Origin of the sequence: uncultured Microbacterium sp. (assembly GCF_947489255.1) — a bacterium.
GTDB lineage: Bacteria > Actinomycetota > Actinomycetes > Actinomycetales > Microbacteriaceae > Microbacterium > Microbacterium phycohabitans.
Window position 1 is genome coordinate 132,631 of the sequence record NZ_CANLCY010000001.1, and the last position, 23,789, is coordinate 156,419.

At 71.1% G+C, this 23,789-nt stretch carries 19 protein-coding genes; 11 read left to right on the plus strand and 8 right to left on the minus strand.

Annotated elements, in window-relative coordinates; genetic code table 11:
* Positions 1-8 precede the first annotated feature (8 nt).
* Both Q0818_RS00640 and Q0818_RS00645 read right to left on the minus strand, forming a co-directional pair.
* Positions 9-746, minus strand: a complete 738-nt coding sequence (locus Q0818_RS00640; RefSeq protein WP_298870243.1) for a hypothetical protein — start codon at positions 744-746, stop codon at positions 9-11.
* A gap of 34 nt (positions 747-780) precedes the next feature.
* A complete protein-coding gene (locus tag Q0818_RS00645; protein WP_298870244.1) occupies positions 781-1,770 on the minus strand; it encodes a hypothetical protein in 990 nt (329 codons plus the stop codon).
* 91 nt (positions 1,771-1,861) lie between these two features.
* On the opposite strand from Q0818_RS00645, the gene Q0818_RS00650 reads away from it, so the two are divergent.
* The gene (locus Q0818_RS00650; protein ID WP_298870245.1) at positions 1,862-3,232 is read left to right on the plus strand and encodes a potassium transporter TrkG; all 1,371 of its coding nucleotides are present in this window, start codon (positions 1,862-1,864) and stop codon (positions 3,230-3,232) included.
* Positions 3,225-3,920 (plus strand): TrkA family potassium uptake protein, encoded by a 696-nt coding sequence (locus Q0818_RS00655; RefSeq protein WP_298870246.1) that lies wholly within the window; start codon positions 3,225-3,227, stop codon positions 3,918-3,920. Before Q0818_RS00650 ends, Q0818_RS00655 begins: the two co-directional genes overlap by 8 nt.
* Positions 3,921-3,927: 7 nt before the next feature.
* Here the strand turns inward: Q0818_RS00655 and Q0818_RS00660 are convergent, their stop codons facing one another.
* The 3 genes from Q0818_RS00660 to purL all read right to left on the minus strand — a co-directional run bounded on the left by Q0818_RS00660 (position 3,928) and on the right by purL (position 6,967).
* A complete protein-coding gene (locus Q0818_RS00660) occupies positions 3,928-4,368 on the minus strand; it encodes a hypothetical protein (protein WP_298870247.1) in 441 nt (146 codons plus the stop codon).
* A gap of 19 nt (positions 4,369-4,387) precedes the next feature.
* Positions 4,388-4,522, minus strand: coding sequence for a hypothetical protein (locus Q0818_RS00665; protein ID WP_276606268.1), 135 nt, complete (start codon positions 4,520-4,522; stop codon positions 4,388-4,390).
* Between the two features lie 105 nt (positions 4,523-4,627).
* The gene (purL, locus tag Q0818_RS00670) at positions 4,628-6,967 is read right to left on the minus strand and encodes a phosphoribosylformylglycinamidine synthase subunit PurL (RefSeq protein ID WP_298870252.1); all 2,340 of its coding nucleotides are present in this window, start codon (positions 6,965-6,967) and stop codon (positions 4,628-4,630) included.
* Positions 6,968-7,157: 190 nt separating this feature from the next.
* Between purL and Q0818_RS00675 the strand changes: the two genes are divergently transcribed.
* From Q0818_RS00675 to Q0818_RS00715, 9 genes are all read left to right on the plus strand, one after another.
* Positions 7,158-7,538, plus strand: coding sequence for a hypothetical protein (locus tag Q0818_RS00675; RefSeq protein ID WP_298870255.1), 381 nt, complete (start codon positions 7,158-7,160; stop codon positions 7,536-7,538).
* Between the two features lie 9 nt (positions 7,539-7,547).
* A complete protein-coding gene (locus tag Q0818_RS00680) occupies positions 7,548-8,555 on the plus strand; it encodes a glycerate kinase (protein ID WP_298870256.1) in 1,008 nt (335 codons plus the stop codon).
* 210 nt (positions 8,556-8,765) lie between these two features.
* Positions 8,766-9,935 (plus strand): ROK family transcriptional regulator, encoded by a 1,170-nt coding sequence (locus Q0818_RS00685; protein ID WP_298870258.1) that lies wholly within the window; start codon positions 8,766-8,768, stop codon positions 9,933-9,935.
* A 181-nt stretch (positions 9,936-10,116) separates the two neighbouring features.
* On the plus strand, positions 10,117-11,400 hold the full coding sequence (locus Q0818_RS00690; RefSeq protein WP_298870261.1) for an extracellular solute-binding protein: 1,284 nt from the start codon (positions 10,117-10,119) through the stop codon (positions 11,398-11,400).
* Between the two features lie 56 nt (positions 11,401-11,456).
* The gene (locus tag Q0818_RS00695) at positions 11,457-12,386 is read left to right on the plus strand and encodes a carbohydrate ABC transporter permease (RefSeq protein ID WP_298870262.1); all 930 of its coding nucleotides are present in this window, start codon (positions 11,457-11,459) and stop codon (positions 12,384-12,386) included.
* Complete coding sequence (locus tag Q0818_RS00700) at positions 12,386-13,285, plus strand: carbohydrate ABC transporter permease (protein ID WP_298870263.1); 900 nt, start codon at positions 12,386-12,388, stop codon at positions 13,283-13,285. The genes Q0818_RS00695 and Q0818_RS00700 overlap by 1 nt, the downstream gene beginning before the upstream one ends.
* Positions 13,286-13,322: 37 nt before the next feature.
* Positions 13,323-15,362 (plus strand): beta-galactosidase, encoded by a 2,040-nt coding sequence (locus tag Q0818_RS00705; protein ID WP_298870265.1) that lies wholly within the window; start codon positions 13,323-13,325, stop codon positions 15,360-15,362.
* Positions 15,359-17,572 (plus strand): alpha-xylosidase, encoded by a 2,214-nt coding sequence (gene yicI, locus Q0818_RS00710; RefSeq protein WP_298870267.1) that lies wholly within the window; start codon positions 15,359-15,361, stop codon positions 17,570-17,572. Before Q0818_RS00705 ends, yicI begins: the two co-directional genes overlap by 4 nt.
* On the plus strand, positions 17,569-19,011 hold the full coding sequence (locus tag Q0818_RS00715) for a GH1 family beta-glucosidase (RefSeq protein WP_298870268.1): 1,443 nt from the start codon (positions 17,569-17,571) through the stop codon (positions 19,009-19,011). Before yicI ends, Q0818_RS00715 begins: the two co-directional genes overlap by 4 nt.
* A gap of 317 nt (positions 19,012-19,328) precedes the next feature.
* Here Q0818_RS00715 and Q0818_RS00720 read toward each other — a convergent pair whose 3' ends face one another.
* The 3 genes from Q0818_RS00720 to aqpZ all read right to left on the minus strand — a co-directional run bounded on the left by Q0818_RS00720 (position 19,329) and on the right by aqpZ (position 23,514).
* Positions 19,329-21,650, minus strand: a complete 2,322-nt coding sequence (locus Q0818_RS00720) for an FdhF/YdeP family oxidoreductase (RefSeq protein WP_298870270.1) — start codon at positions 21,648-21,650, stop codon at positions 19,329-19,331.
* Positions 21,651-21,711: 61 nt separating this feature from the next.
* Positions 21,712-22,590, minus strand: coding sequence for a formate dehydrogenase accessory sulfurtransferase FdhD (fdhD, locus tag Q0818_RS00725; protein WP_298870272.1), 879 nt, complete (start codon positions 22,588-22,590; stop codon positions 21,712-21,714).
* 111 nt (positions 22,591-22,701) lie between these two features.
* Positions 22,702-23,514, minus strand: a complete 813-nt coding sequence (gene aqpZ, locus Q0818_RS00730) for an aquaporin Z (RefSeq protein WP_298870273.1) — start codon at positions 23,512-23,514, stop codon at positions 22,702-22,704.
* Between the last annotated feature and the right edge of the window lie 275 nt (positions 23,515-23,789).

Genomic DNA, 23,789 nt, shown 5'->3' on the forward strand with positions numbered 1-23,789 from the left:
CGACGGCCTCAGGCCGAGGGCTCGGGCGGGGTGGTGGACGTGCGGGACTCGGTCGCGCCGCGCGGGAGTTCGAGCGCGACCTTGCGCTCGAGTTCGTCGACGGCCTCGTCGCTCAGCCAGATGAGACCGTCGAGCTCCTCGCGAACGCGCTTGTAGGCGAGCTGGCGCTCGTTCGGCGTCGCCGCCTGGTCGGTCGCGACGGTGAGCAGTTGCTTCGCGGTGTCGAGGCGCTTGCGTTCGCCGGCGGTGAACGCCGCGTCTTTCACGCGCCGCGCGTCGCGTTCGGCGACGTCGAACGCGACCTCGTAATCGGTGACGGCGTCGCGATACTCCCGCAGGCGCTCAGCCGACAGGGTCTCGCCCTCGGCGGGGCGGAGGTTGTCGGCGACCTTCTTCGCGCGCAGGAACGCCGCGGTGAGCGGCTGACGGCCGTCGCTCATCGCGGGGTAGGAGATCAGCTTCGCGGCATCGAGCTCGTACTCCAGCCAGCGGTGGGTGACCGCATCGTGCGCGGACGTGAGGCGCGCGCGGGCGTCGTCGCCCGGAGCCGTGATCGCCGCCGGGGCGGGGGCCCCGGCATCCGTCGCCAGACCCCGCGCCTGCAGGAGCTCCAGCTGCTCCTTGTGGCGACGGCGGGCGGTCATCTCGCGGTGCTTCGCGCGGGCGTTCACGGCACCCATCGCCATTCCGAAGAAGGGGAAGGCGAGCCACCAGTACTGGCCGGCGAAGTTCAGGAGCTCTTGCACCTGCGCCATGCTACGCCGCCCGGCTCGGCCGTTTTCAGGATGCCGGGGGGCGCGGTCGATCCCGTGCGGGAGGCGGCCAGACCGGGCCGTCTTGCGGCCGAGACCCGGCGGCATCCGGGTGTCTGGCCGAAGCACGCCGGGCGCTGCGCTCGCTCCAGGAGCGGGCGGCGGCGCGGCCCATCGACTCCATGGAGCGGGCGAGCGCCCTCTGTGCCGTTTCGGCGAGATCGGATGCCACGCGGCTCCACGCATCGGGGCCCTCGACGCCGGGCTGGTCCGCGCCCTGGCGGGCCGCGCGCTCGGCACGGTCGAACGCCTGGGCGGTGCGCCGCACGGCGTCGCGGTAGGCGAGGTAGTCGGCGGGCTCGAGACGCGTCTGCACCGACGCGGGACGCAGCCACTGCGCCCGCTCGTGGGCGCGCAGGAAGTCGGCGAGCAGGGGCGAGCGGGAATCGCTCATCTGCGGATAGTCGATCGCGAGTCCGGGGTCGGTCTCGTAGGCCATCCAGCGCGCGAGGATCGCGTCGTGCTCGGCGAGCAGACGGGCGACCGGCAGCGGGGCACTGCCCGCACGGATGGCGGGGAGCATCGCCTTCGCGGCCCTCACCCCGGCACGGCGGGCGCGCACCTCGGCCATCGCGGCGCGCAGGTCGCGCTGCGCGTCGGTGAGGCGTCCCCGCGCGGCGGAGACGACGTCGGACGAGACACGGGATGCCGCCCGCTCGGCCTGAGCGCGAACCACCTCGGCGTCGGCGACCTTGACGTCGGCGCGTCCGCGGGTGACGGCGTGACGCGCGGTCTGCAGATCGAGCAGAGCGGCGTCGAGCTCGAGGCGGCGCGCGGCGGCCTTGCCCATCGGCCGGGACGCCCAGGCCCGCGCGGCGCGATCGCCGGTCGTCGTGGTGCCCGCGGGAAGCGCGCGGCGCCGCGTGCGGCGCACGCCGACCCAGCCGACGGTGCCCGCACCGGCCGCCGCGGGGCCGATCCACCACCACTCGGCCAGAAAGACCATCAGCGGTTCCACGTGCCCATGCTATGCCGGGCTCCCGACAGCGGGCTGGGCGGTGGGCCGGAATGCGCACGGGGTGAGCCGCCGAGTGTGAGATCGTAGGCCGGTGACTCGGCGAACCCCTGCGGCCCTCGTCCCCGGGTTCGCCCGACGGCGCGTGGTGCTCACGCCCGGGCGGGTCATCGCCCTCGCGTTCGGGGGAGTGCTCGCCCTCGGCACGGCACTGCTCTCGTTGCCCGTGGCGACCCAGGGGCGGCCGGCCACCTTCATGGAGGCGCTGTTCACGGCGACGAGCGCCGTCTGCGTGACGGGACACATCGTCGTCGACACCCCGACCTTCTGGTCGCCGTTCGGCCAGGTCGTGATCATGGTGCTCATCCAGATCGGCGGCTTCGGGGTCATGTCGCTCGCGACGCTGCTCGGCCTGCTCGTCGCGCGACGCCTCGGGCTGCGCACGCGCCTCACGGCCGTGAGCGAGACCCACACCGTCGCCGTCGGCGACGTGCGCCGCGTGCTCCTCGGCGTGGCGATCATCGCGCTGATCACCGAGGCGGTGGTCGCGGTGATGCTCGCCGGGCGCTTCTGGCTCGGCTACGGCGAGTCCTTCGGCCACGCCCTCTGGCTGGGCGTGTTCCACGCGGTGTCGTCGTTCAACAACGCGGGCTTCGCGCTCTTCAGCGACAGCCTCATCTCGTTCGCGACCGACCCGCTGATCTGCCTTCCGATCTGCGCCGCGATCATCCTCGGCGGCCTCGGCTTCCCGGTCATCATGGAGCTCTGGCGCCAGTACCGCTTCCCGCGGCGATGGACGCTCAACACCGTCACCGTGCTCGTCGGCAGCGCCGTGCTGCTCGTGGCGGGCACGATCGCCCTCACCGCTCTGGAGTGGTCGAACCCCGCGACCCTCGGCGCGATGGATCCGGCCGGCCGGCTGCTCGCCGGGTTCACGATGTCGGTGATGCCGCGCACGGCCGGATTCAACTCGATCGACGTCTCGCAGATGCTGCCCGAGAGCTGGTTCGTCACCGACATCCTCATGTTCATCGGCGGTGGCCCCGCCGGCACCGCGGGAGGCGTGAAGATCACGACGTTCGCGGTGCTGTTGTTCATCGTGCTCGCCGAGCTGCGCGGGGACACCGCGGTGAACATGTTCGGCAAACGCCTCCCCCGATCGACCCACCGCGAGGCGCTCACGGTCGCGCTGCTGTCGGTCGCCCTGGTGGTCGGATCGACCCTGGCGATCATGGTGGTGAGCCCGTTCGGCTTCGACCGGGTCTTCTTCGAGGTCATCTCGGCGTTCGCCACCGTCGGTCTGTCGACCGGCATCACGGCGGATCTGCCGACGCTGGCCCAGCTGATCCTGATCGTGCTGATGTTCATCGGCCGACTCGGTCCTGTCCTGCTCGGCACCGCCCTGGCGCTGACGCGGGAGAAGCGCATGTACGAACTCCCGAAGGAGCGTCCGATCATTGGATAACAACACGTTCTTCAGCCGGCGCCGGATGCGCGGGAACGCGGCGACCTCGATCGCGGTGATCGGCCTCGGACGCTTCGGCGGCTCGCTCGCGACCGAGCTCGCCCGCAGCGGAAGCGAGGTGCTCGGCGTCGACACCGACGAAGACATCGTGCAGTCGCTCAACGGCGTCCTCACGCACGTCGTCCGCGCCGACTCGACGAAACAGGCGGCCCTGGAGCAGCTCGGGATCGCCGAGTTCGACCGTGTCGTCGTCGGCATCGGGTCGGACATCCAGGCGAGCATCCTCACGACGTCGCTGCTCAAGCGCATGGGGACGCGCTCGATCTGGGCGAAGGCGATCAGCGAGCAGCACGGCCTGATCCTCGAGCAGCTCGGCATCGAGCACGTCGTCTACCCCGAGGCCGACATGGGCCGTCGGGTCGCGCACCTCGTCCGCGGCTCGATGCTCGACTACGTCGAGTTCGACCGCGATCTCGTCGTCGCGAAGACCGTGGCCCCGCGCGAGCTCGTCGGGCAGACCCTCGAGCAGGCCGCCGTCCGTCGGCGCCACGGGGTGACGATCGTGAAGATCCGGCACGCCGACGGCGAGTGGCACGCTGCGGGAGCGGCATCCGTCGTCGACGAGGGAGACCTGCTCATCGTGATCGGCCCGGTGGAGAAGACCGAGCGGTTCGCCGCCCTGGCGTGATCGGACGTCAGGCGGGCGGAGTGCTCGCGATGTGCGTCTGCATCGGGATGAGGTTGCGCAGCGGCGCCGTATAGCCCTGCCCGGGCAGGTCGAACACGACGCCGGTGACGCCCTGCTGCGCGAACTCGGCCAGCCACGCGACAGCGCCCGGGAGCGGAACGCTCAGCACGCGTGAGGCGGCCTCCTCGTCGAGTCCGTTCGCGAGGGCTCCGTCGTGCGCCCGCTGTCGCGTGGTGAAGGCGAAGACCATCGGCCCGTTCGGGAGCTGACCGATGAACGGCGACGGGGCGTCGTCGGGCCCGCGGGCGATGAACGACCAGTGCGGCAGCGCGAAGACGGCCCGCCAGAGGGCGTCCATCGCCGCGAAGCTGTCGGGCTGGGCGCGTGCCGCGTCGGAGAGGGCGTCGAGCGTGGCGACGGTCTCGGAGGTCGGGTCGATCAGCGACATGCGCAACAGCCTCTCGTCGTCAGCCCAGGATGAGCGAGATCACCGTCGCGCCCCCACCGGTGAGGACGAGCGCCCCGATCACGATCCAGGCGGTGATCTTCACGCGCTTCTGACGCTTGTCGCTGAACACGGTCATGTCGTCGTCGTCTGTCACGGCGCGTCTCCTCTCGGGCGGGGTGTCGTGTCGGGGGATCTCGGCTCCGCCGGGGGGGGCGAGGCCGCCGACGCCGCGCGGGCGGGAACCCGCGCGGCGACCGGCTCAGGCCACCGGCTCGGCGACGGTCGGTCCGAAGACGGCGGGCAGGGTCTCGGTCGACAGGCGGCGCAGCTCCGACACCGGGACGGTGAAGACGTCCTGGATCTCGAGCGCGGCCTCGGTCCCCGGCTCGACGTCGGTCACGCCGATGCGCAGCACCGGGTAACCGCGGCCGTCGCAGAGCCCCCGGAACTTCACGTCTTCCTCGCGGGGGACGCTGACCAGCACGCGGCCGGTGGACTCGCTGAACAGGGCGGCGGTGGCATCCACCCCGTCGCGCTCCATGAGCTCGGTCAGCCACACGCGGGCGCCGATGCCGAAGCGCATGACGCCCTCGGCGAGGGCCTGCGCGAGACCGCCCGACGACAGGTCGTGCGCGCTCGAGACGAGCGACTGCGATCCCGCGGCCTGCAGCAGCTCGGCGAGCTTGCGCTCCTGCGCGAGGTCGACCTTGGGCGGGCGACCGCCGAGGTGGTCGTGGATCGTGCCGGCCCACTGCGAACCGTCGAGCTCGTCGGCGGTGGTGCCGAGCAGGTAGAGGTTCTCACCGGCATCCTGCCAGCCGCTCGGGATGCGCGCAGCGACGTCGCCGATGATGCCCAGGACGCCCACGACGGGGGTCGGGTGGATCGGCTGGTCGCCGGTCTGGTTGTAGAACGAGACGTTGCCGCCGGTGACCGGGATGCCGAGCTCGAGGCAGCCGTCGGAGAGGCCCTCGACGGCCTGGCTGAACTGCCACATGACCTCGGGGTTCTCGGGGCTGCCGAAGTTGAGGCAGTCGGTGACGGCCGTGGGCACGGCTCCCGTGACGGCGACGTTGCGGTAGGCCTCGGCCAGCGCCAGCTTCGCGCCGTTGTAGGGGTCGAGCTGGTTGTAGCGGCCGTTGCAGTCGGTCGCGATGGCGAAGCCGAGACCGGTCTCTTCGTCGACGCGGATCATGCCGGCGTCGTCGGGGAAGCTCAGTGCGGTGTTGCCCAGCACGTAGTAGTCGTACTGGTTGGTGATCCACGACGTGTCGGCGAGGTTGGGGCTCGCCACCAGCGTGGTGAACTGCTCGCGGAGGGTGTCGGCATCCGTCGCCCGTTCGAGCTTCGTGGCGGAGTCGGCCTGCAGGGCGTCGATCCACGTGGGGTAGGCGACCGGCCGCTCGTAGACGGGGCCGTCGACCGCGACGGTCGAGGGGTCGACGTCGACGATGCGTTCGCCGTACCAATCGATGACGAGGCGGCCGTCGCCGGTGACCTCGCCGAGGACGCTCGTCTCGACGTCCCACTTGCCGACGACGGCGAGGAACGCGTCGAGCTTCTCGGGCGCGACGATCGCCATCATGCGCTCCTGGCTCTCGCTCATGAGGATCTCCTCCGGCGTGAGCGAGGGGTCGCGCAGCAGCACCTTCGACAGCTCGACCTTCATGCCGCTGTCGCCGTTGGCGGCCAGCTCGCTCGTGGCGCACGAGATGCCCGCCGCGCCGAGGTCTTGGATGGCCTCGACGAGGTCGTCGCGGTAGAGCTCGAGGCAGCACTCGATGAGCACCTTCTCGGCGAAGGGGTCGCCCACCTGCACCGCGGGCCGCTTGGTGGGTCCGCCGTCGGCGAAGGTGTCGGATGCCAGGATGCTCGCGCCGCCGATGCCGTCGCCGCCCGTGCGGGCACCGAACAGCACGACCTTGTTGCCCACGCCCGTGGCGTTGGCGAGCTTGATGTCTTCGTGGCGCATGACGCCGACCGCGAGGGCGTTCACGAGCGGGTTGCCCTGGTAGACGGCGTCGAAGACCGTCTCGCCGCCGATGTTGGGCAGGCCCAGGCAGTTGCCGTAGAACGAGATGCCGCTGGTGACGCCGTGAACCACGCGGGGGGTGTCGGGATGATCGATTGCGCCGAAGCGCAGCTGGTCCATGACGGCGACCGGGCGCGCGCCCATCGAGATGATGTCGCGCACGATGCCGCCGACGCCCGTGGCCGCACCCTGGAAGGGCTCGATGTAGCTGGGGTGGTTGTGCGACTCGACCTTGAAGGTGACCGCCCAGCCGTCGCCCACGTCGACCACGCCGGCGTTCTGGCCCATACCGACCATGAGGCGGGTCTTCATCTCGTCGCTGACCTTCTGGCCGAACTGGCGCAGATAGATCTTGCTCGACTTGTACGAGCAGTGCTCGCTCCACATGACCGAGTACATCGCCAGCTCACCACTGGTGGGACGGCGGCCCAGGATCTCGCGGATCTGGGCGTACTCGTCGCTCTTGAGGCCGAGGGCGCCGTACGGCTGCTCTTTCTCGGGCGTGGCGATCGCGTTCTCGACGGTATCGGCGAGAGCGGTACGGGCGGCGGGGTTCGGGGTGGTCACGCGGCTGAGCTCCAAGAATCGCAGGGGCCGGACGGGAGTCAGTCTAGTTGGGCGGGCCGACATGCCCGGGCGTCATTCCCGGCCGGTGGACGGGCCGGGGGATGGGGAGGAGCGGCGGGACGAACCGAGGTTGTGCAGATGTCGGGCGACGCGCCAGGCTGGGCCGCACCGGACCGAAAGGCGTACGCGCATGGCCATCTTGAACTTCCACCTCGTCGTCTCGGGCGACCTCGCCGCGGCCCAGCAGGCTACGCGGACCGCCCTCGACGCCGCGGGCTTCACCGTGACCGAGCAGGCGGACCACTGGAAGGCCGCGCACGGCAGCGTCGCCAAGACGATGTTCCTCGGGCTGCGCGCGCACGAGGCCGACGTGCGCGAGGTGCTCGACGTGCGCTTCGACGACCTCGGCGGCACCGTGCGCGTCGACCTGCACCGCCCGATCTTCCAGCCGGCCGGCGGGAGCGACGACGGACTCGAGCAGCTCAAGCTGCACAAGGCGTATCAAGACGTCGTCGCCGAGGTCGAGGCCGACCTGCAGCGCCAGGGCGTGCTCGTCAGCGCCGACGTCTGACGCCGTCGCATGCGTGTGGTCGTCGCCCCCGACAAGTTCAAGGGCACGCTCAGCGCGCACGAGGCGGCGGAGGCGATGGCCCTCGCGGTGCGTGACCGCTGGCCCGGGGCGCAGATCGAGGTCGTCCCCATCGCCGACGGGGGTGACGGAACGCTCGACGCCCTGGGCGGCGCGAACCGCGACGACGAGGTCACCGGACCGCTCGGTGCGCCCGTACGCGCACCATGGCGCCTCGACGCCGAGCGGGCCGTGATCGAGTCGGCCGCGGCATCCGGGCTCGTGCTCGCCGGAGGCGCGGCGCTGAACGATCCGTGGGCTGCGACGAGCCGGGGCGTGGGGGAGCTCCTCGCCCTCGCGCTCGACGCCGGCGCCCCGCGCATCATCGTCGGCATGGGCGGCTCGGCGATGACCGACGGCGGACGCGGCGCGCTCGAGGCGCTCGGCGATCGCGTCCCCTTCGAGCCCGGCCGGGTCGTGGTGCTGACCGACACCACGGCCGCCTTCGGTGACGCGGCGCGGGTGTTCGCGCCGCAGAAGGGGGCGGATGCCGCGATGGTGCGACGCCTCACGGCACGGCTCGAGAGAGATGCCGACGAGTGGGCCGCGCGATTCGGGCGCGACGTGCGTCGCGTTCCCCGCACGGGTGCCGCGGGAGGCCTCTCGGGGGCGCTCTGCGCGGCGGGGGCGGAGCTGGTCGACGGAGCCGCCGCCGTCGCCGACGCGCTCGGACTCGAGACGGCCATAGCCGGAGCCGACCTCGTCGTCACGGGCGAGGGCGCGTTCGACGCCACGAGTCTCTCGGGCAAGGGTCCGGGGCATGTGCTCGCGCTCGCCGCGGCCCACGGGGTGCCGGCCGCGGTGGTCGCGGGCGTGGTCCATCCGGACGTGGCGGGCGAGGGCGTGGTCTCGCTCGTCGACGCCGTGGGCGTGGAGCGGGCGCGGAACGAGCCCGCCGCCGCCGTCCGGATCGCGACCGCGGCGATGCTGGAGCGCTGGGGCGACGGCATCCCTTCGTGACCGCGGGCCGGATGCCGCGTCGCCCCGCCGGGGGACCTCGAGCGGCGACGCAGGCGCGCCGCCATTCGTCCGGGCCCTCGTCGCGAGACGGCACGCGCCGCGATCCGTGGACATGTCGGTGACGGCATCCCGCTGACGCTCGTGAAGGATGCCGCGGCCGGCGTCGTGCGAGGAGGGGGTCGCGCGCGTCGATGGGCGTAGCCTCATCTCGTGACGTCGCGCCCCGCCGAGATCGCCTCGGGCCCGCCCCTGCGGTGGTCGGCTCTGAGCGCGACGGGTCGTCGGGTGCTGCTGGACCTGCTGGTGCACGGTCCCCGCTCGCGCATCCGCATCGCCGAGCGCCTCGGGCTCTCGCGGGCGAGTCTCACGCGGGTGGCACGCGAACTCGTCGACGGCGGTCTTGTCCTGCCGGGAGACATGCTCGCGAGCGCGTCGCGCGGACGACCGGCCGAGGAGCTGCACCTGCGCCCCGGCGCGGCGCACTTCGTCGGCGTCAAGGTGACCGCGGAGCGGGTGTACGCGGTGGTCACCGACCTCGCGGCGACCGTCGTCGACGAGCTCGAGATCGCCCTCGCCGCGCCGGCCGAGGGCGAGGTCGTCGACGCGATCGTCGAAGCGACCCGGACGCTGGGAGCCCGGCACGGCACGATGTCGGCGCTGGGCGTCGGGCTCGCGGCCGACGTGCTGCGGCGCGAGGGGGAGCCGCTCGTGGCGAGCTCGCCCCTGCTCGGGTGGAGCGCTCCCGTTCCGCTGGCGCGGCTGCTGGCCGAGCGGGTGGGGATGCCCGTCACCATCGCGAACGACGTGCACGCGTTGACCGCGGCCCATCACTGGTTCGGCAGTGGCGTCGACCATCGCTCCGTGGTGGTCTACGGCGTGGGTGCCGGCATCGGGTGCGGGGTCGTGATCGACGACGAGCTGGTGCAGGGTTCCCACGGGCGCAGCGGCCGGGTGGGGCACACCCGCATCGCGCGGACGGGGCGCCTGTGCACGAACGGGCACCCGGACTGCGTGCACAGCTTCGTGAGCATGCCGGCCATCGAGGCCAACGCGGGCGTGGCGCCCGGCGACTACGCCTCCGCGCTCGAGCGGGCGCGGGCGGCGGACGGGCGCGAGCGGGAGGCGTTCGCCTCCGCGGCCTACGCCCTGGGGGCGGCGGTGGCCGAGACGGTGAACCTCCTCGACCCGGAGCTGGTCTCGCTGATGGGCGAGGGTCTCGACATGCTCGACCTCGCACCCGCCGCGTTCGACGACGGGCTGGTCGAGCATCTCGAGCAGGTTCCGCGGGCGAGCGTCCGCATCGATCGACCGCCGTTCGCCTTCGGCCTGTACGCGCGCGGTGCCGCGGCGACGGCGATCCGCGAGCTGCTCTCGGTCTGACCCCGCAGACGCCACCCCGGGCGCGGGGTGTCCTTCGCGTGCGCGCCACGATGTTTTGTTTCACAGGTTGACAAAATAGGTCGCGGCAGCGAGGGTAGGACGCGAGCACCCGGGGGTCGGCCCCGGGGAGCATCGGCCGCACCGTCGCCCGGAGCCGGTCGCACCTACAAAGGAGTAGTTCGTGAAGCGCAGCAGTCTCTTCCGCGTCGGCGCCCTCGCCGGAGCGTTCGCCGCCGTCCTCACCACAGCCGGCTGCGCCGGTGATGCGGGGCAGTCATCGGGTCCGGTGACCCTCGAGTACTGGGCGTGGGCGCCCGGCATCGGCGACGTCGTCGCCGTGTGGAACGAGGAGCACCCCGACATCCAAGTGAAGGTGGTCGAGGCCGCGGGCGCCGACGACATGATCGCGAAGCTGCTCGCGGCGCAGCGCGCGGGCGAAGGGCCCGACCTCGCACAGGCCGAGTACCAGAAGCTGCCCAACATGGTCGTCAGCGACGTCGCGCTCGACATCAGCGAGTACTCCGACACGTTCGCCGACGGGTTCTCGGAGGGCGCCCTGAGCCTGGTGACCGTCGGAGACGGCGTCTACGCCGTGCCGCAGGACACGGGCCCCATGATCTTCATGTACCGCAAGGACATCTTCGACCAGAACGGGTGGGCCCCTCCGTCCACCTGGGACGAGTACGCCGCTCTCGCGCAGACGGTGAAGACCACGCTCCCCGGGACGCTGCTCGGCGGCTACCCCGACGACGCATCGACGATGGCGGCGTACGCGCAGCCCCTCGGTGCCGAGTGGTGGGCCACCGAGGGCGACGCCTGGAAGGTCGGCATCGACGAGGCGCCCACCCAGCGCGTCGTCGACTTCTGGCAGCCGCTGGTCGAGCAGGGCCTCGTCGACACCACGCACTTCTTCACCCCCGAATGGGGCACGAAGATGAACGACGGCAGCATCCTCAGCTGGACCGCGGGAGCGTGGGCGCCCGCCGCGGCGTTCTCGGTGGCGCCCGACACGGCGGGCCTCTGGGCCGCCGCGAAGATGCCCACGTGGGACGGCGAGAGCGGAACCGGGTTCATGGGCGGCTCCTCGGTCATGGTGACCAAGAACACCGAGCACCCGAAGGAGGCGGTCGAGTTCCTCCAGTGGCTCAACGCGAGCGACGACGGAACGCGGGGTCTCATCGACATCGGTCTGTTCCCGGCCTCCTCGGCCGGCCAGTCGCAGCTCGCAGATCAGCCCGTGCCCGACCTGGTGAGCGATCAGGCCAACTTCTGGGACCTCGCCGTCGGCATCGCCGAGAACAGCGCTCCCTTCACCTGGGGCCCGAACGTGCAGGTGGCCTTCGACGCCTGGTCCGACGGGGTGAAGGCCGCCACGCAGAACGGCGGTTCCTACACCGCCGTGTTGAAGACGGCTCAGGATGCCGTGGTCGCCGACCTCGAGAAGTCCGGTTTCACGGTCCAGTGATCGCCCCGCGGTGGGAGGGCGCACGCCCTCCCACCGCCCACCCAGGAGAACCAACCGTGACCACCACCGTCCCGCGCGCGGCCCCCCGGCGCACCTCCCTCCGGCCCCGTGTGGCCCCGTGGGCGTTCCTCGCCCCCGCCCTCGCGCTGTTCACGATGTTCCTCGTCGTGCCCATCGGGTACGCGATCTACCTCAGCGTCATGCAGCTGCGCTCCAGCGGCGGAGCCTTCGGCATCCGTCGGCAGACCTTCGTCGGTCTCGACAACTACGTCGCCTCGCTCACCGATCCCGAGCTCGTGGCATCCCTGGGTCGGCTCGGGATCTTCGCCTTGATCTCGGTGCCGCTGACACTCGGTCTCGCGCTGACGTTCGCGCTGCTGCTGGATCTGCCCGGGGTGCGCCTCGCCCGCTTCTCGCGCCTCGCGATCTTCCTCCCCTACGCGGTTCCCGGGGTGATCGGCGCGCTGCTCTGGGGCTTCCTCTACCTGCCCCGCACGAGTCCCGCGACCTACCTGCTGGAGGCCGTGGGGCTGGCCTCGGTCGACTTCCTCAACGGCTCCTGGCTCTACCTGTCGCTGTCGAACATCGCCGTCTGGGCGGGCGTCGGCTTCAACATGATCGTGATGTACACGGCGCTGCGGTCGATCCCTTCCGAGCTCTACGAGGCGGCCAAGATCGACGGCGCCTCGGAATGGCAGATCGCCTGGCGCATCAAGGTGCCCCTGCTCACGCCCGCGCTCGTGCTGACGTTCCTGTTCTCGATCATCGCCACGCTCCAGGCCTACGGCGAACCGACGACGCTGCGGTCGATGTCGAACTCGATCTCGTTCAACTTCTTCCCGCTCATGAAGATCTACCGCGACGCCTTCAACCTCGACAACACCTCGGGGGCGGCGGCCGCCTCGGTCGTGCTGGCCCTGGGAACCCTGATCATCTCGCTCGGGCTCCTCCGCCTTCTGCAGCGCCGCACCTTCGGAGAGAACTGATGGCCACCCTCACCGCCGACGTCCCGACGACGACCGCGTCGCGTCCGCCCGCGCGTCGCCCGCGCCCCGCCGCCCGGGGCCGCGTCATCCCCAGCCTCGTGCTGCTGATGGGCGCGATCTACACGCTCATCCCGATCGTCTGGGTGATCACGGCCTCGACGAAGTCGCGCGGAGAGCTGTTCAGCACCTTCTCGTTCCTGCCCGGGACCGGGTTCTGGCAGAACCTCGTCGACCTGTCCACCTACGGCGGCGGCGTGTACTGGAAGTGGGCGGGCAACAGCCTGCTCTACGCCGGGGGCGGTGCGGTGCTGTCGACCCTCGTGTCGGCCGCCGCCGGATACGCGCTCGCCCGCTACCGCTTCCGGGGGCGCGCGGTGGTGTTCAACGTTCTGCTGGCGGGCGTGATGCTGCCCCAGATCACCCTCGCCATCCCGCAGTACTTCCTCATGGCCGAGCTGGGCCTCGCGAACACCTACTGGGCCGTGCTGCTTCCGAGCATCATCAACCCGTTCGGCATCTACCTGGCCACGATCTACGCGCAGTCGTCGGTGCCGGAAGAGACGGTCGAGGCCGCACGGCTCGACGGCGCCAGCGAGTTCCGCATCTTCCTGTCGATCGCGATGCCCGTGATGGTCCCGGGTCTCATCACCGTGTTCATGCTGCAGTTCGTCGGAATCTGGAACAACTTCCTGCTGCCGTTCATCATGCTCAGCAACGAACAGCTCTACCCCCTGACCACGGGCCTCTACCTCCTGCTGAACCGCGGAACCGGAACACCGGCGCTGTACTCGCTCGCGATCGTCGGCGCCCTGCTCGCCATCGTGCCGCTGCTGCTCCTGATGATCTTCCTGCAGCGATTCTGGCGACTCGACCTCGTCAGCGGCAGCCTCAAGGGCTGACCTCCCCCCGCTCGCGCCTTCCCCTCACGAAAGAACCATGAACGACTTCTCTTCGCACGCCGCCGACCTGCCCGCCCCCACCCGCTTCGGCTGGATCGCCGACGGCATCGCCTTCGGGGCCGACTACAACCCCGAGCAATGGCCCGAGGAGCTCTGGCCCGAGGACATCGCCCTGATGCAGCGCGCGGGGGTCACCTCGGTGTCGCTCGGGATCTTCTCGTGGGGTCTGCTCGAAACCGCCGACGGGGTCTGGGATTGGGGGTGGCTCGACCGCATCATGGACCTTCTGCACGCCGGCGGCATCGGGGTGAACCTGGCCACCCCGACCGCGGCGCCGCCGATCTGGCTCCTGCGGGCGCACCCCGAGATTGCGACGGTGGATGCCGACGGCCACCGCACCGCGCAGGGCGGGCGCCTCGCCTGGTCGCCGAGCTCGGCGGTGTTCCGCCGATACGCGCTGCGCGTCGTGCGCGCGGTCGCCGAGCGGTACGGCTCGCACCCGGCGCTGCGCATGTGGCACGTCAGCAACGAGATCGGCAACGAGAACGGGCGGTGCTACAGCGAGGAGACGGGCGCGGCGTTCCGCGTCTGGCTCGCCGAACGCTTCGGCGACGTCTCGCGCCTGAACGCCGCGTGGGGCACGGCGTTCTGGGGACACCACTACACCTCGTTCGACCAGGTCGAGCCCCCGCGCGGTGCGCGGACGGGGCACAACCCCGGGCTCCTGCTCGATTTCGAGCGCTTCACCTCCGACGCGTTGATCGCCCACTACCGCGCCGAGCGCGACGAACTGCGACGGATCACCCCCGGGATCCCGATCACGACCAACTTCATGGTGATGAACACCCCGGGCGCCACCGATCACGAGGTGTGGGCGCGCGAGGTCGACATCGTCGCGAACGACCACTACACGATCGGCGCCGACCCGTTCCGCCACAGTGAGCTGGCCTTCAGCGCCGACCGCGTGCGCGGCCTCGTCGACGGGCGCCCGTGGATGCTCATGGAGCACTCGACGGCGGCGGTGAACTGGCAGGGGGTGAACCGTGCGAAGTCCGCCGGCGAGATGGCGCGCGACTCCCTCGCCCACGTCGCTCGGGGCTCCGACGGCATCCTGTTCTTCCAGTGGCGGGCGTCGTCGGCGGGCGCCGAGCAGTACCACTCGGCGATGCTGCCCCACGCCGGGGCGGACTCGACGATCTTCCGCGACGTCGAACGGCTCGGCGCGACGCTCAAGGCGCTCGCGCCCGTGCGGGGGACGCGGGTCGAGAAGGCGCGCGTCGCCCTGCTGTTCGACCACGACACGGTCGCGGCCCTGCGCAGCGGCCGCAAGCCCAGCGACCTCGTCGACCCGATGGACATGCCCATCGCTGTGCACCGCGCCCTCACCCTGCGCGGTGTCGCGGTCGACGTGCTGCCGTCGTCGGCCGACCTCGACGGGTACGCGGTGGTGATCGTGCCGACGCTCTACCTCGTCGACGACGCGCTGCCCGCACGCCTCGAGCGGCTCGCGCACGACGGTGCCCACGTGCTCGTGACCTACCTCTCCGGCATCGTCGACCCCGAGAACCGCGTGCGCACCGGCGGGTATCCGGGCGCCTTCCGCGATCTGCTCGGCATCCGCGTCGACGAGTTCTTCCCGCTGATGCCCGGAGAGAGCGTGACTCTCGACACCGGCCACTCGGCGTCGGTGTGGCTCGAGAACGTCGACGCCCACGACGCCGAGGTGCGGGCTCGCGCGACGAGCGGCGAACGCGCCGGCGTTCCCGTCTTCACCCGCCGCACGATCGGCCGGGGCACCGCGTCCTACCTGGCCACCCGGCCCGACCCCGAAGGCCTCGACGCCGTTCTCGCTGAGGTGCTCGCCGCCGCGGGGGTCGTCCCCGTGGTCGCGTCCGAGCCGGGGCTCGACGTCGTCCGACGCGTCGGAGAGGGCCGTTCCTACCTCTTCCTCATCAACCACACGGATGCCGAGCGCACGGCGTCGGCGTCGGGACGCGACCTCCTGACGGGGGAGCGGCACGACGGCACCGTGCGGGTGGCATCCGGAGCCGTCGTCGTCGTGGAGGAGGAGCGATGAAGTTCACCGACGGGTTCTGGCAGCTGCGGCCGGGGGTGCGCGCGCTGTACGCGCAGGAGGCGGTCGACATCCGCGAGGTCGAGACGATCGACGGTCCGGGCCTGCGCGTGCTGGCTCCGACCAAGGTGATCGAGCGCCGTGGCGACACGCTGAACCGGCCCGTGCTGACCACGACCCTGTCGTCGCCGGCGGAGGGGGTCGTGCGCGTGCGGATCGAGCATCACACCGGTCGGGGGCGCGGCTGTTCCTTCCCGCTGCCCGGCGCGGGAAACGAGGCGGGGTCGGTCGATGCGGATGCCGGCATCCTGCGCTCCGGGACGCTCGAGGCGCGGGTGGCCGGCGGGGCGCCGTGGTCGCTGACCTTCCGCTCGGGCGGTCGCACGCTGACATCCAGCGGCGCGAAGGCGCAGGCCTACGTCTCGCTCGACGAGGGGGCGCAGGTCGACCGGGCGATCGTCGATCCGGCGGGATCGAGCCCTCCGCGCACCTTCGTCCACGAGCAGCTCGACCTCGGCGTCGGCGAGCTCGTCTACGGCCTCGGCGAGAGGTTCGGGCCGCTGGTGAAGAACGGCCAGTCCGTCGACATCTGGAACGCCGACGGCGGCACCTCCAGCGAGCAGGCCTACAAGAACGTGCCGCTGTACGTGTCGAACCGCGGGTACGGCGTGCTCGTCAACGACCCGGGTCACGTGTCGTTCGAGGTGGGCTCCGAAGCGGTCGAGCGCGTGCAGTTCTCGGTCGCCGGCGAGGCTCTCGAGTACTTCGTCTTCGACGGCCCCACCCCCGCCGACGTGCTCTCGCGCTACACCGCTCTCACCGGCCGACCCCCGGTCGTACCGGCCTGGTCGTACGGCCTGTGGCTGTCGACGAGCTTCACCACCGACTACGACGAGGCGACCGTCACCTCGTTCATCGACGAGATGGCCCGCCGCGAACTGCCGGTGTCGGTGTTCCACTTCGACTGCTTCTGGATGCGCGAGTTCCAGTGGTGCGACTTCGAGTGGGACCCCCGCGTCTTCCCCGACCCCGACGGCATGCTCCGGCGCCTGCACGAGCGCGACCTGCGCGTGTGCGTCTGGATCAACCCGTACATCGGCCAGGCGTCGCCCCTGTTCGCCGAGGCGGCGGAAGCGGGCTATCTCGTGCGCCGGGCCGACGGCTCGGTGTGGCAATGGGACCTCTGGCAGGCCGGCATGGGCCTGGTCGATTTCACCGACCCGGATGCCACCCGCTGGTTCCAGGAGCACCTGCGCCGTCTCGTGCGACAGGGCGTGGACTGCTTCAAGACCGACTTCGGGGAGCGCATCCCCCTCGACGTGGTCTACGCCGACGGCAGCGCCCCCGATCGCATGCACAACCTCTACACCGAGCTGTACAACCGGGCCGTCTACGACGTGCTGGTCGAGGAGCGCGGCGAAGGCGACGCGGTGCTGTTCGCCCGGTCGGCGACGGCGGGCGGGCAGAGCATGCCCGTGCACTGGGGCGGCGACTCGACGTCGACGTTCGCCTCGATGGCCGAGACCCTGCGCGGCGGGTTGTCGCTCGCGATGAGCGGCTTCGCGCACTGGAGCCACGACATCGGCGGCTTCGAGGGGCTCCCGGATGCCGCGGTGTTCAAGCGCTGGACCGCGTTCGGCCTGCTCGGCACCCACAGCCGCTTCCACGGCTCGGAATCGTACCGCGTGCCGTGGCAGTTCGACGAGGAGGCGGTCGAGATCACGCGCCTGTTCACGAACCTCAAGATGCGGTTGATGCCGTACCTCTTCCAGCTCGGCCTCTCGGCGGCCGCCACCGGGGTACCGGTCATGCGGCCGATGATGCTGGAGTTCCCCGACGACCCCGCCGTCGCCCACCTCGACCGGCAGTACATGCTCGGACCCGACCTCCTCGTCGCCCCCGTGTTCTCGGCCGAGGGGGAGGTGGAGTTCTACCTCCCCGCGGGGCGATGGACGCACGTGCTGAGCGGCGAGACGGTCGAGGGAGGGCGATGGCTGCGCGAACGCCACGGCTTCGACAGCCTTCCGCTCTACGCCCGGCCGGGAGCCGTCATCCCCTGGGGTGCGCGGGTCGACCGGCCCGACTACGACTACCTCGACGGACTCGAGCTGCGCGTCTTCCCCGGCGGCAGCGGCACGCGCGAGATCATCGTCACGACCCCCGACGGACGCGCGTCCGCTTTCCCCGTCGACCTCGAGGAGGCCCCCCGATGACCCTTCCCCCCACGGTCGGCGCCGCCGACTTCCGCGACAGCGGACTCGTCTTCCCCGAGGGCTTCACGTTCGGCTCGGCCACGGCGTCGTACCAGGTCGAGGGGGCGGCGGCGCAGGACGGCCGCCTCCCCTCCATCTGGGACACCTTCAGCAAGACCCCGGGCCGCGTGTGGAACGGCGACACCGGAGATGTGGCCTGCGACCATTACCACCGCTGGGAGGCCGACCTCGATCTCATGGCGGAGCTGGGGCTCGGCGCCTACCGCTTCTCGATCGCGTGGCCGCGCATCGTCCCCGAGGGCACCGGTGCGGTCAACCAGGCCGGGATCGACTTCTACTCGCGCCTCGTCGACGGCCTCCTCGACCGGGGCATCCGTCCCGTCGCAACGCTGTACCACTGGGACCTGCCGCAGGCCCTGGAGGATGCCGGCGGCTGGCCCGTGCGCGCGACCGCCGACGCCTTCGAGCGCTACGCCGAGATCATGGGGGCGGCCCTGGGCGATCGCATCCACACCTGGACGACGCTCAACGAGCCGTGGTGCTCGGCCTACCTCGGCTACGGCCAGGGCGGGCACGCGCCCGGTCGGCACGAACCGGCGGCCGCGCTCGCCGCGGTGCACCACCTGAACCTCGCCCACGGCCGCGCCGTGCAGGCGCTGCGGGCCACCTCGACCGGCGACCCGGCGTACTCGGTGACGCTGAACTTCCATGTGCCGCGGGGCCGCGGCGAGCAGGCGGGCGAGGCCGTGCGGCGCGTGGACGCCCTCGCCAACCGCGCCTTCACCGGCCCGATGCTGCGGGGGGCCTATCCCGACGACCTGCTCGCCGACACGGCATCCGTCACCGACTGGTCTTTCGTTCATGACGGCGATCTGGATGCCATCCGCCAACCGCTCGACGTGCTGGGCGTGAACTACTACTCCACCGTCACCGCGCAGATCTGGGACGGGGTGTCGCCGAAGCAGAGCAACGACGGGCACAAGGCCGCCGCGGGAGGCACGGCGTGGCCCGGAAGCGACGAGGTGCTCGAGTTCCTGCCGCAGCCGGGGCCGTCGACCGCGATGGGGTGGAACATCGCTCCCGAGGGACTCGAGGAGCTTCTGCTGTCGCTGCACGAGCAGTTCCCGCAGCAGCCGCTCATGGTGACCGAGAACGGCGCCGCGTTCGACGACGTCGTGGCCGCCGACGGCTCCGTGCCCGACCCGGAACGGCTCGACTACCTCCGCCGTCACTTCACCGCCGCCCACCGCGCGCTCGAGCAGGGCGTCGACCTGCGCGGGTACTTCGTGTGGTCGCTGATGGACAACTTCGAGTGGGGCTACGGCTACGCGAAGCGCTTCGGCATCGTGCGCGTCGACTTCGACACGCTCGAGCGCACCGTGAAGGACAGCGGTCGCTGGTACGCCGAACTCGCCCGCACGGGGGTTCTGCCGGCCTGAGGCAGGGGGCGGATGCCGCGGCGTCGAGCGCGGTGGCTGTGCACAACGGCGGGTGGCGCGGTCGACACGCCGCTGTGGGTAGGCAGGCGTCGGCGTGTCGGGTGATCGGCCCGCCGTTGTGCTCGACGCAGGATGCCGCGGCGTCGAGCGCGGTGGCCGTGCACAACGGCGGGTGGCGCGGTCGACACGCCGCCGCACGCGCGCCGGGAGACGGTGTGTCGGTGATCGGCCCGCCGTTGTGCACACGGGCGGGGGCCGCAGCGCGGCGTCGCTCCGGGCCGGAGCCGAGGCGCGACGGCCCGGCTCCGGCCGCAGCGTCAGGCCGTCTTCGCGATGCGCACCCGGATGTCCTTCATCAGCGGCTGGTCGCTCTGGCGGCTGTAGTCGTCGGGACCGAGCAGCACGTTCAGCTCCGGGAAGTAGCCGGCGGCGCTCCCGCGCGGAGTGTCGTACTCCAGGGCGCGGAAGGCGGTGACGCTGCGCACCGACCCGTCGCGCGAGGTCGCGACGATGTCGACGAGGTCGCCCTCGGCGATGCCGCGTTCCTTCATGTCGCGCCGGTTCATGAACACGAGCTCGCGGATGTTGCGCACCCCGCGGTAGCGGTCGTCGGCCGAGTAGATGGTCGTGTTCCATTGGTCGTGCGAGCGCATGGTCTGCAGCACCAGCACGTCGGCCTCTTCGGGGATGACGTTGGGGAGGTCGGCCTGCGAGAACTCGGCCTTGCCGGAGGGGGTGCGGAAGTCGCGCTCGCGCGCGGGCTGCGGGATGCGGAAGCCGTACTGCTGTCGCACGAGCTCGTTGAAGCCCTCGAAGCCGGGCAGCGCCTTGGCCATCGTGTCGCGAATGCGGTCGTAGTCGCCCACGTACCACTCCCACGGGGTGGCCGAGTCGGGCATCGTCGCCCGCGCGATGCGGGCGATGATCTCGGGCTCGCTGAGCAGGTGCGGCGATGCGGGCTTGCGGGAGCCGAGCGAGAGCATGACCGAGCTCATGGCATCCTCGGTCGAGATCGACTGGGGGCCCGCCTCCTGCACGTCGCGCTCCGTCCGGCCGAGGCACGGCAGGATCAGCGCCTCCTTGCCGTGGGTGAGGTGACTGCGGTTGAGCTTCGTGCTGACGTGCGCGGTCAGACCGACCCGGCCCATTCCCTCAGCGGTGAGCTTCGTGTCGGGAGCAGCCCGCACGAAGTTGCCGCCCATGCCGAGGAACACCTTGAGGTCGCCGCGGTGCAGGGCCGCGACCGTGTGGACGGTGTCGAGTCCCGGCTCACGGGGCGAGGTGATGCCGCACACCTCGTCGAGCTTCGCGAGCCATTCTTCGGTGGGCTTGTGGTTGATGCCGCACGTGCGGTTGCCTTGCACGTTGCTGTGTCCGCGCACGGGGGAGGGGCCGGTGCCCTTGCGTCCCACGTTTCCGCGCAGCAGGAGCAGGTTGACGATCTCGCGCACGGTGTCGACGCCGTGCTGATGCTGGCTCACACCGAGGCACCAGCTGATGACGCACGCCTTCGAGGCGAGGTAGACGGCGGCGGCGGAGCGGATCTCGGCCTCGGTGAGTCCCGCCTGCTCGACGAGCTCGTCCCACGACGTCGCCTCGACGAGGGCGCGGTAGTCGTCGAGACCGCTGGTGTACTGGTCGAGGAAGACCTGGTCGAGGGCGGTGGGGTCGGTCTCCGACGCCTCGAACACGACCTTCGCCATTCCGCGGACGAGCGCGAGGTCGCCTCCCGGGCGCACCTGCAGGTTCATCGTGCTGGTCGGCGTGGAGTGGAAGGTCGCCATGTCGACGATCTCGTGCGGCACGATCGTGCGGGTGCCCGCGACCTCGCGGAGCGGGTTGACGTGCACGACCTGAGCACCGCGGTCGATGGCCTCGGCGAGGCTCGTGAGCATGCGCGGGGCGTTGGAGGCCGCGTTGACGCCGAGCACGAAGAGGGCGTCGCACGCCTCCCAGTCCTCGAGGTCGGCGGTGCCCTTACCCGTGGCGAGGGATGCCGTGAGCCCGCGGCCCGAGCCCTCGTGGCACATGTTCGAGCAGTCGGGGAGGTTGTTCGTCCCGAGTTCCCGCGCGAACAGCTGGTAGAGGAACGACGCCTCGTTGCTCAGGCGGCCGGAGGTGTAGAACGCGGCCTGGTCGGGGGAGTCCAGGGCGGTGAGGTGCTGGGCGATCATGCGGAACGCGTCGTTCCACGAGATCGGCACGTAGTGGTCGGTCGCGGCGTCGTACGCCATCGGCCCCACCAGGCGCCCGGCATCCTCGAGCTCGAAATCGCTCCACTGCGACAGCTCGCTCACCGAGTGCTCCGCGAAGAACTCCTTGCCCACGCGCTTGTGGGTCATCTCCCACGTGACGTGCTTGATGCCGTTCTCGCAGATGTCGAGAGTGACGCCCTTGTCGTCGGGCCACGCGCACCCCGGGCAGTCGAAGCCGCTCTTGGGGTGGTTCATCGTGAACATCGCCTTGGTGCCGGCGAGGGGCTGACGCTGTTCGTAGAGCACCTTGCCCACGGTGAGGGCGGCGCCCCACCCGGCGGCGGGGTGCTCGTAGGGGCCGGTGCTCGACCACTCGCCGTCGACCTGCGGCCCGAGGCCTCCCTGGCGCGGTTCCTCGGTCATCAGCCCGAACGACTCACCCATGCTCACCCTCCGTGGTTTCCGGCGCCGAGTCGGTGGCATCCACACACCGCGCGCACGTTCGTCAGCGTACGCCCGCGACCTCTTCGGTCACGGGGGTTGTGGACGGGGCCATGATGCGATCCGCCCGCGTGTACAGGTTCATGCTCGAGCCGCGCACGAAGGCGGCGAGCGTCAGGCCCGCGCGCTCGGCCAGCTCGACGGCGAGCGACGACGGCGCCGACACGGCCGAGAGCATCGGGATGCCGGCCATCACGGCCTTCTGCACGAGCTCGAAGCTCACGCGGCCCGACACCTGCAGCGCCGTGCCGCGCAGGGGCAGGCGGTCGTTCAGCAGCGCCCAGCCGACGACTTTGTCGACGGCGTTGTGCCGACCGACGTCTTCGCGTGCGACGAGCAGCTCGCCGGTGGTGCCGTCGAAGAGGGCGGCGCCGTGCAGGCCGCCGGTCTTGTCGAAGGTCTTCTGCTGTTCGCGCAGCCGGTCGGGGAAGGCCGCGACGTCGTGCGCGGACACCGTCAGCTCGTCGCTCGAGACGTCGTAGGTCGACACCTTCTCGACCGCCTCGATCGAGGCCGTGCCGCAGACCCCGCACGAGCTCGTCGTGTAGAAGGAGCGTGCGATGTCGGGGGAGGGCAGGGCGACGCCCGGCGCGAGCGTCAGGTCGAGCACGTTATAGGTGTTGCCGTCGGCGCCCCCCGTGCCCGGGCCCCCGCAGTGGATCGCGCGGGCGAACTGGTCGCCGCGGCTGATCACGCCCTCCGAGACGAGGAAGCCGGCCGCGAGCTCGACGTCGTGGCCCGGCGTGCGCATCGTGACGGCGAGCGGCGACCCCGCGACGCGGATCTCGAGCGGTTCTTCGACCGCGATGGCATCCGGTCGCTGGCGGTTCGCGCCCTCGAGGGTGATGCGCGTCACCCGGCGCGACGTGGTGAGACGGCCCATGTCAGGACCGCGCCGACGGAAGCAGGGGGGACATGGGTCGAGCGTACGCCCGGCAGACGCGGACCGGCCCGGGAACCCCACGTTCCCGGGCCGGCGCCGAAGCGCCCTCGATCAGGCGGTGACGGTACGACGACCCAGCACGCGCACCACGGCTCCGGCCACGAGGGCTCCGGCGATCGGGGCGAGGATGAAGACCCACAGCTGGCTCAGCGGCAGCGCGCCGCCGTAGACGGCGGTGGCGATCGAGCGCGCGGGGTTCACGCTCGTGTTGCTGATCGGGATGCTGATGAGGTGGATGAGCGTCAGCGTGAGGCCGATCCCGATCGGCGCGAACGCCTGGTACTCGGCCTTGGCGGTGACCGAGAGGATCACCGCGAGGAAGATGCCGGTGAGCACGGCCTCGGCCACGAAGACCGCCGCCAGACCGTATCCGCCCGGGCTGCCCTCGCCGAAGCCGTTCGAGGCGAAGCCCGCCTCCTGTGCGGCCGCGAAGCCGTCGGGACGCCCGGCGAGCACGAGGGCGATGACGCTGGAGGCCAGGATGCCGCCGATCAGCTGCGCGAGGATGTACCCCGGCACGTGGCGGGCGTCGGTGCGACCGGCAGCCAGCAGGCCGAGGGTCACGGCGGGGTTGAAGTGGCCTCCGCTGATGTGGCCCACCGCGGCGATGCCCGCGACCAGGGTCAGGCCGAAGGCGAGGGCCACACCAAGGAAGCCCACGCCGGCCTGGTTGTCGTCGGCGCTGGGGAAGTTCGCCGCGAACAGCGCCGTGCCCACTCCGCCCAGCACCAGCAGGAAGGTGCCGAACAGCTCCGCGGCGTATCGCGCGGGCGACGACCAGCTGCCCGCCTTCTGCCGCTGCTGCTCCGAGGTGGAGTCCGCGATGTCGACCGGCTCGTTGCGCTTCTTGTCCTTCTTGCCCATGATGCTCCGTTCTGTCTGTTCCCACGGGTGTGTCAGGGGGATGACGTTGCGAGCAGGGCGAGTGTCACACCCGAGTTCTCCGGATGCCGCCGCAACCTCCGAATCATGGCGACGTGAAACGAACGGATCGTGCCGCTTGACCGGCTTGCCACGACAGCGATATACGGCGTAAGCGCATTCGCTCACATACACAACGCGAAAGGAATTTCAATCCCGGCGTGACGATTCCGAAAGCCGGTACGTCTTAGTGGTGTAGGCCGAAGCGCCCACCCCGA

Excerpts from the sequence above, each read along its gene's own strand:
- Q0818_RS00660 (WP_298870247.1), bottom strand. The coding sequence starts at position 4,368 with ATGTCGCTGATCGACCCGACCTCCGAGACCGTCGCCACGCTCGACGCC.
- Q0818_RS00675 (WP_298870255.1), top strand. The coding sequence starts at position 7,158 with ATGGCCATCTTGAACTTCCACCTCGTCGTCTCGGGCGACCTCGCCGCG.
- Q0818_RS00680 (WP_298870256.1), top strand. The coding sequence starts at position 7,548 with ATGCGTGTGGTCGTCGCCCCCGACAAGTTCAAGGGCACGCTCAGCGCG.
- Q0818_RS00700 (WP_298870263.1), top strand. The coding sequence starts at position 12,386 with ATGGCCACCCTCACCGCCGACGTCCCGACGACGACCGCGTCGCGTCCG.
- Q0818_RS00705 (WP_298870265.1), top strand. The coding sequence starts at position 13,323 with ATGAACGACTTCTCTTCGCACGCCGCCGACCTGCCCGCCCCCACCCGC.
- yicI (WP_298870267.1), top strand. The coding sequence starts at position 15,359 with ATGAAGTTCACCGACGGGTTCTGGCAGCTGCGGCCGGGGGTGCGCGCG.
- Q0818_RS00715 (WP_298870268.1), top strand. The coding sequence starts at position 17,569 with ATGACCCTTCCCCCCACGGTCGGCGCCGCCGACTTCCGCGACAGCGGA.
- Q0818_RS00720 (WP_298870270.1), bottom strand. The coding sequence starts at position 21,650 with ATGGGTGAGTCGTTCGGGCTGATGACCGAGGAACCGCGCCAGGGAGGC.
- fdhD (WP_298870272.1), bottom strand. The coding sequence starts at position 22,590 with ATGGGCCGTCTCACCACGTCGCGCCGGGTGACGCGCATCACCCTCGAG.
- aqpZ (WP_298870273.1), bottom strand. The coding sequence starts at position 23,514 with ATGGGCAAGAAGGACAAGAAGCGCAACGAGCCGGTCGACATCGCGGAC.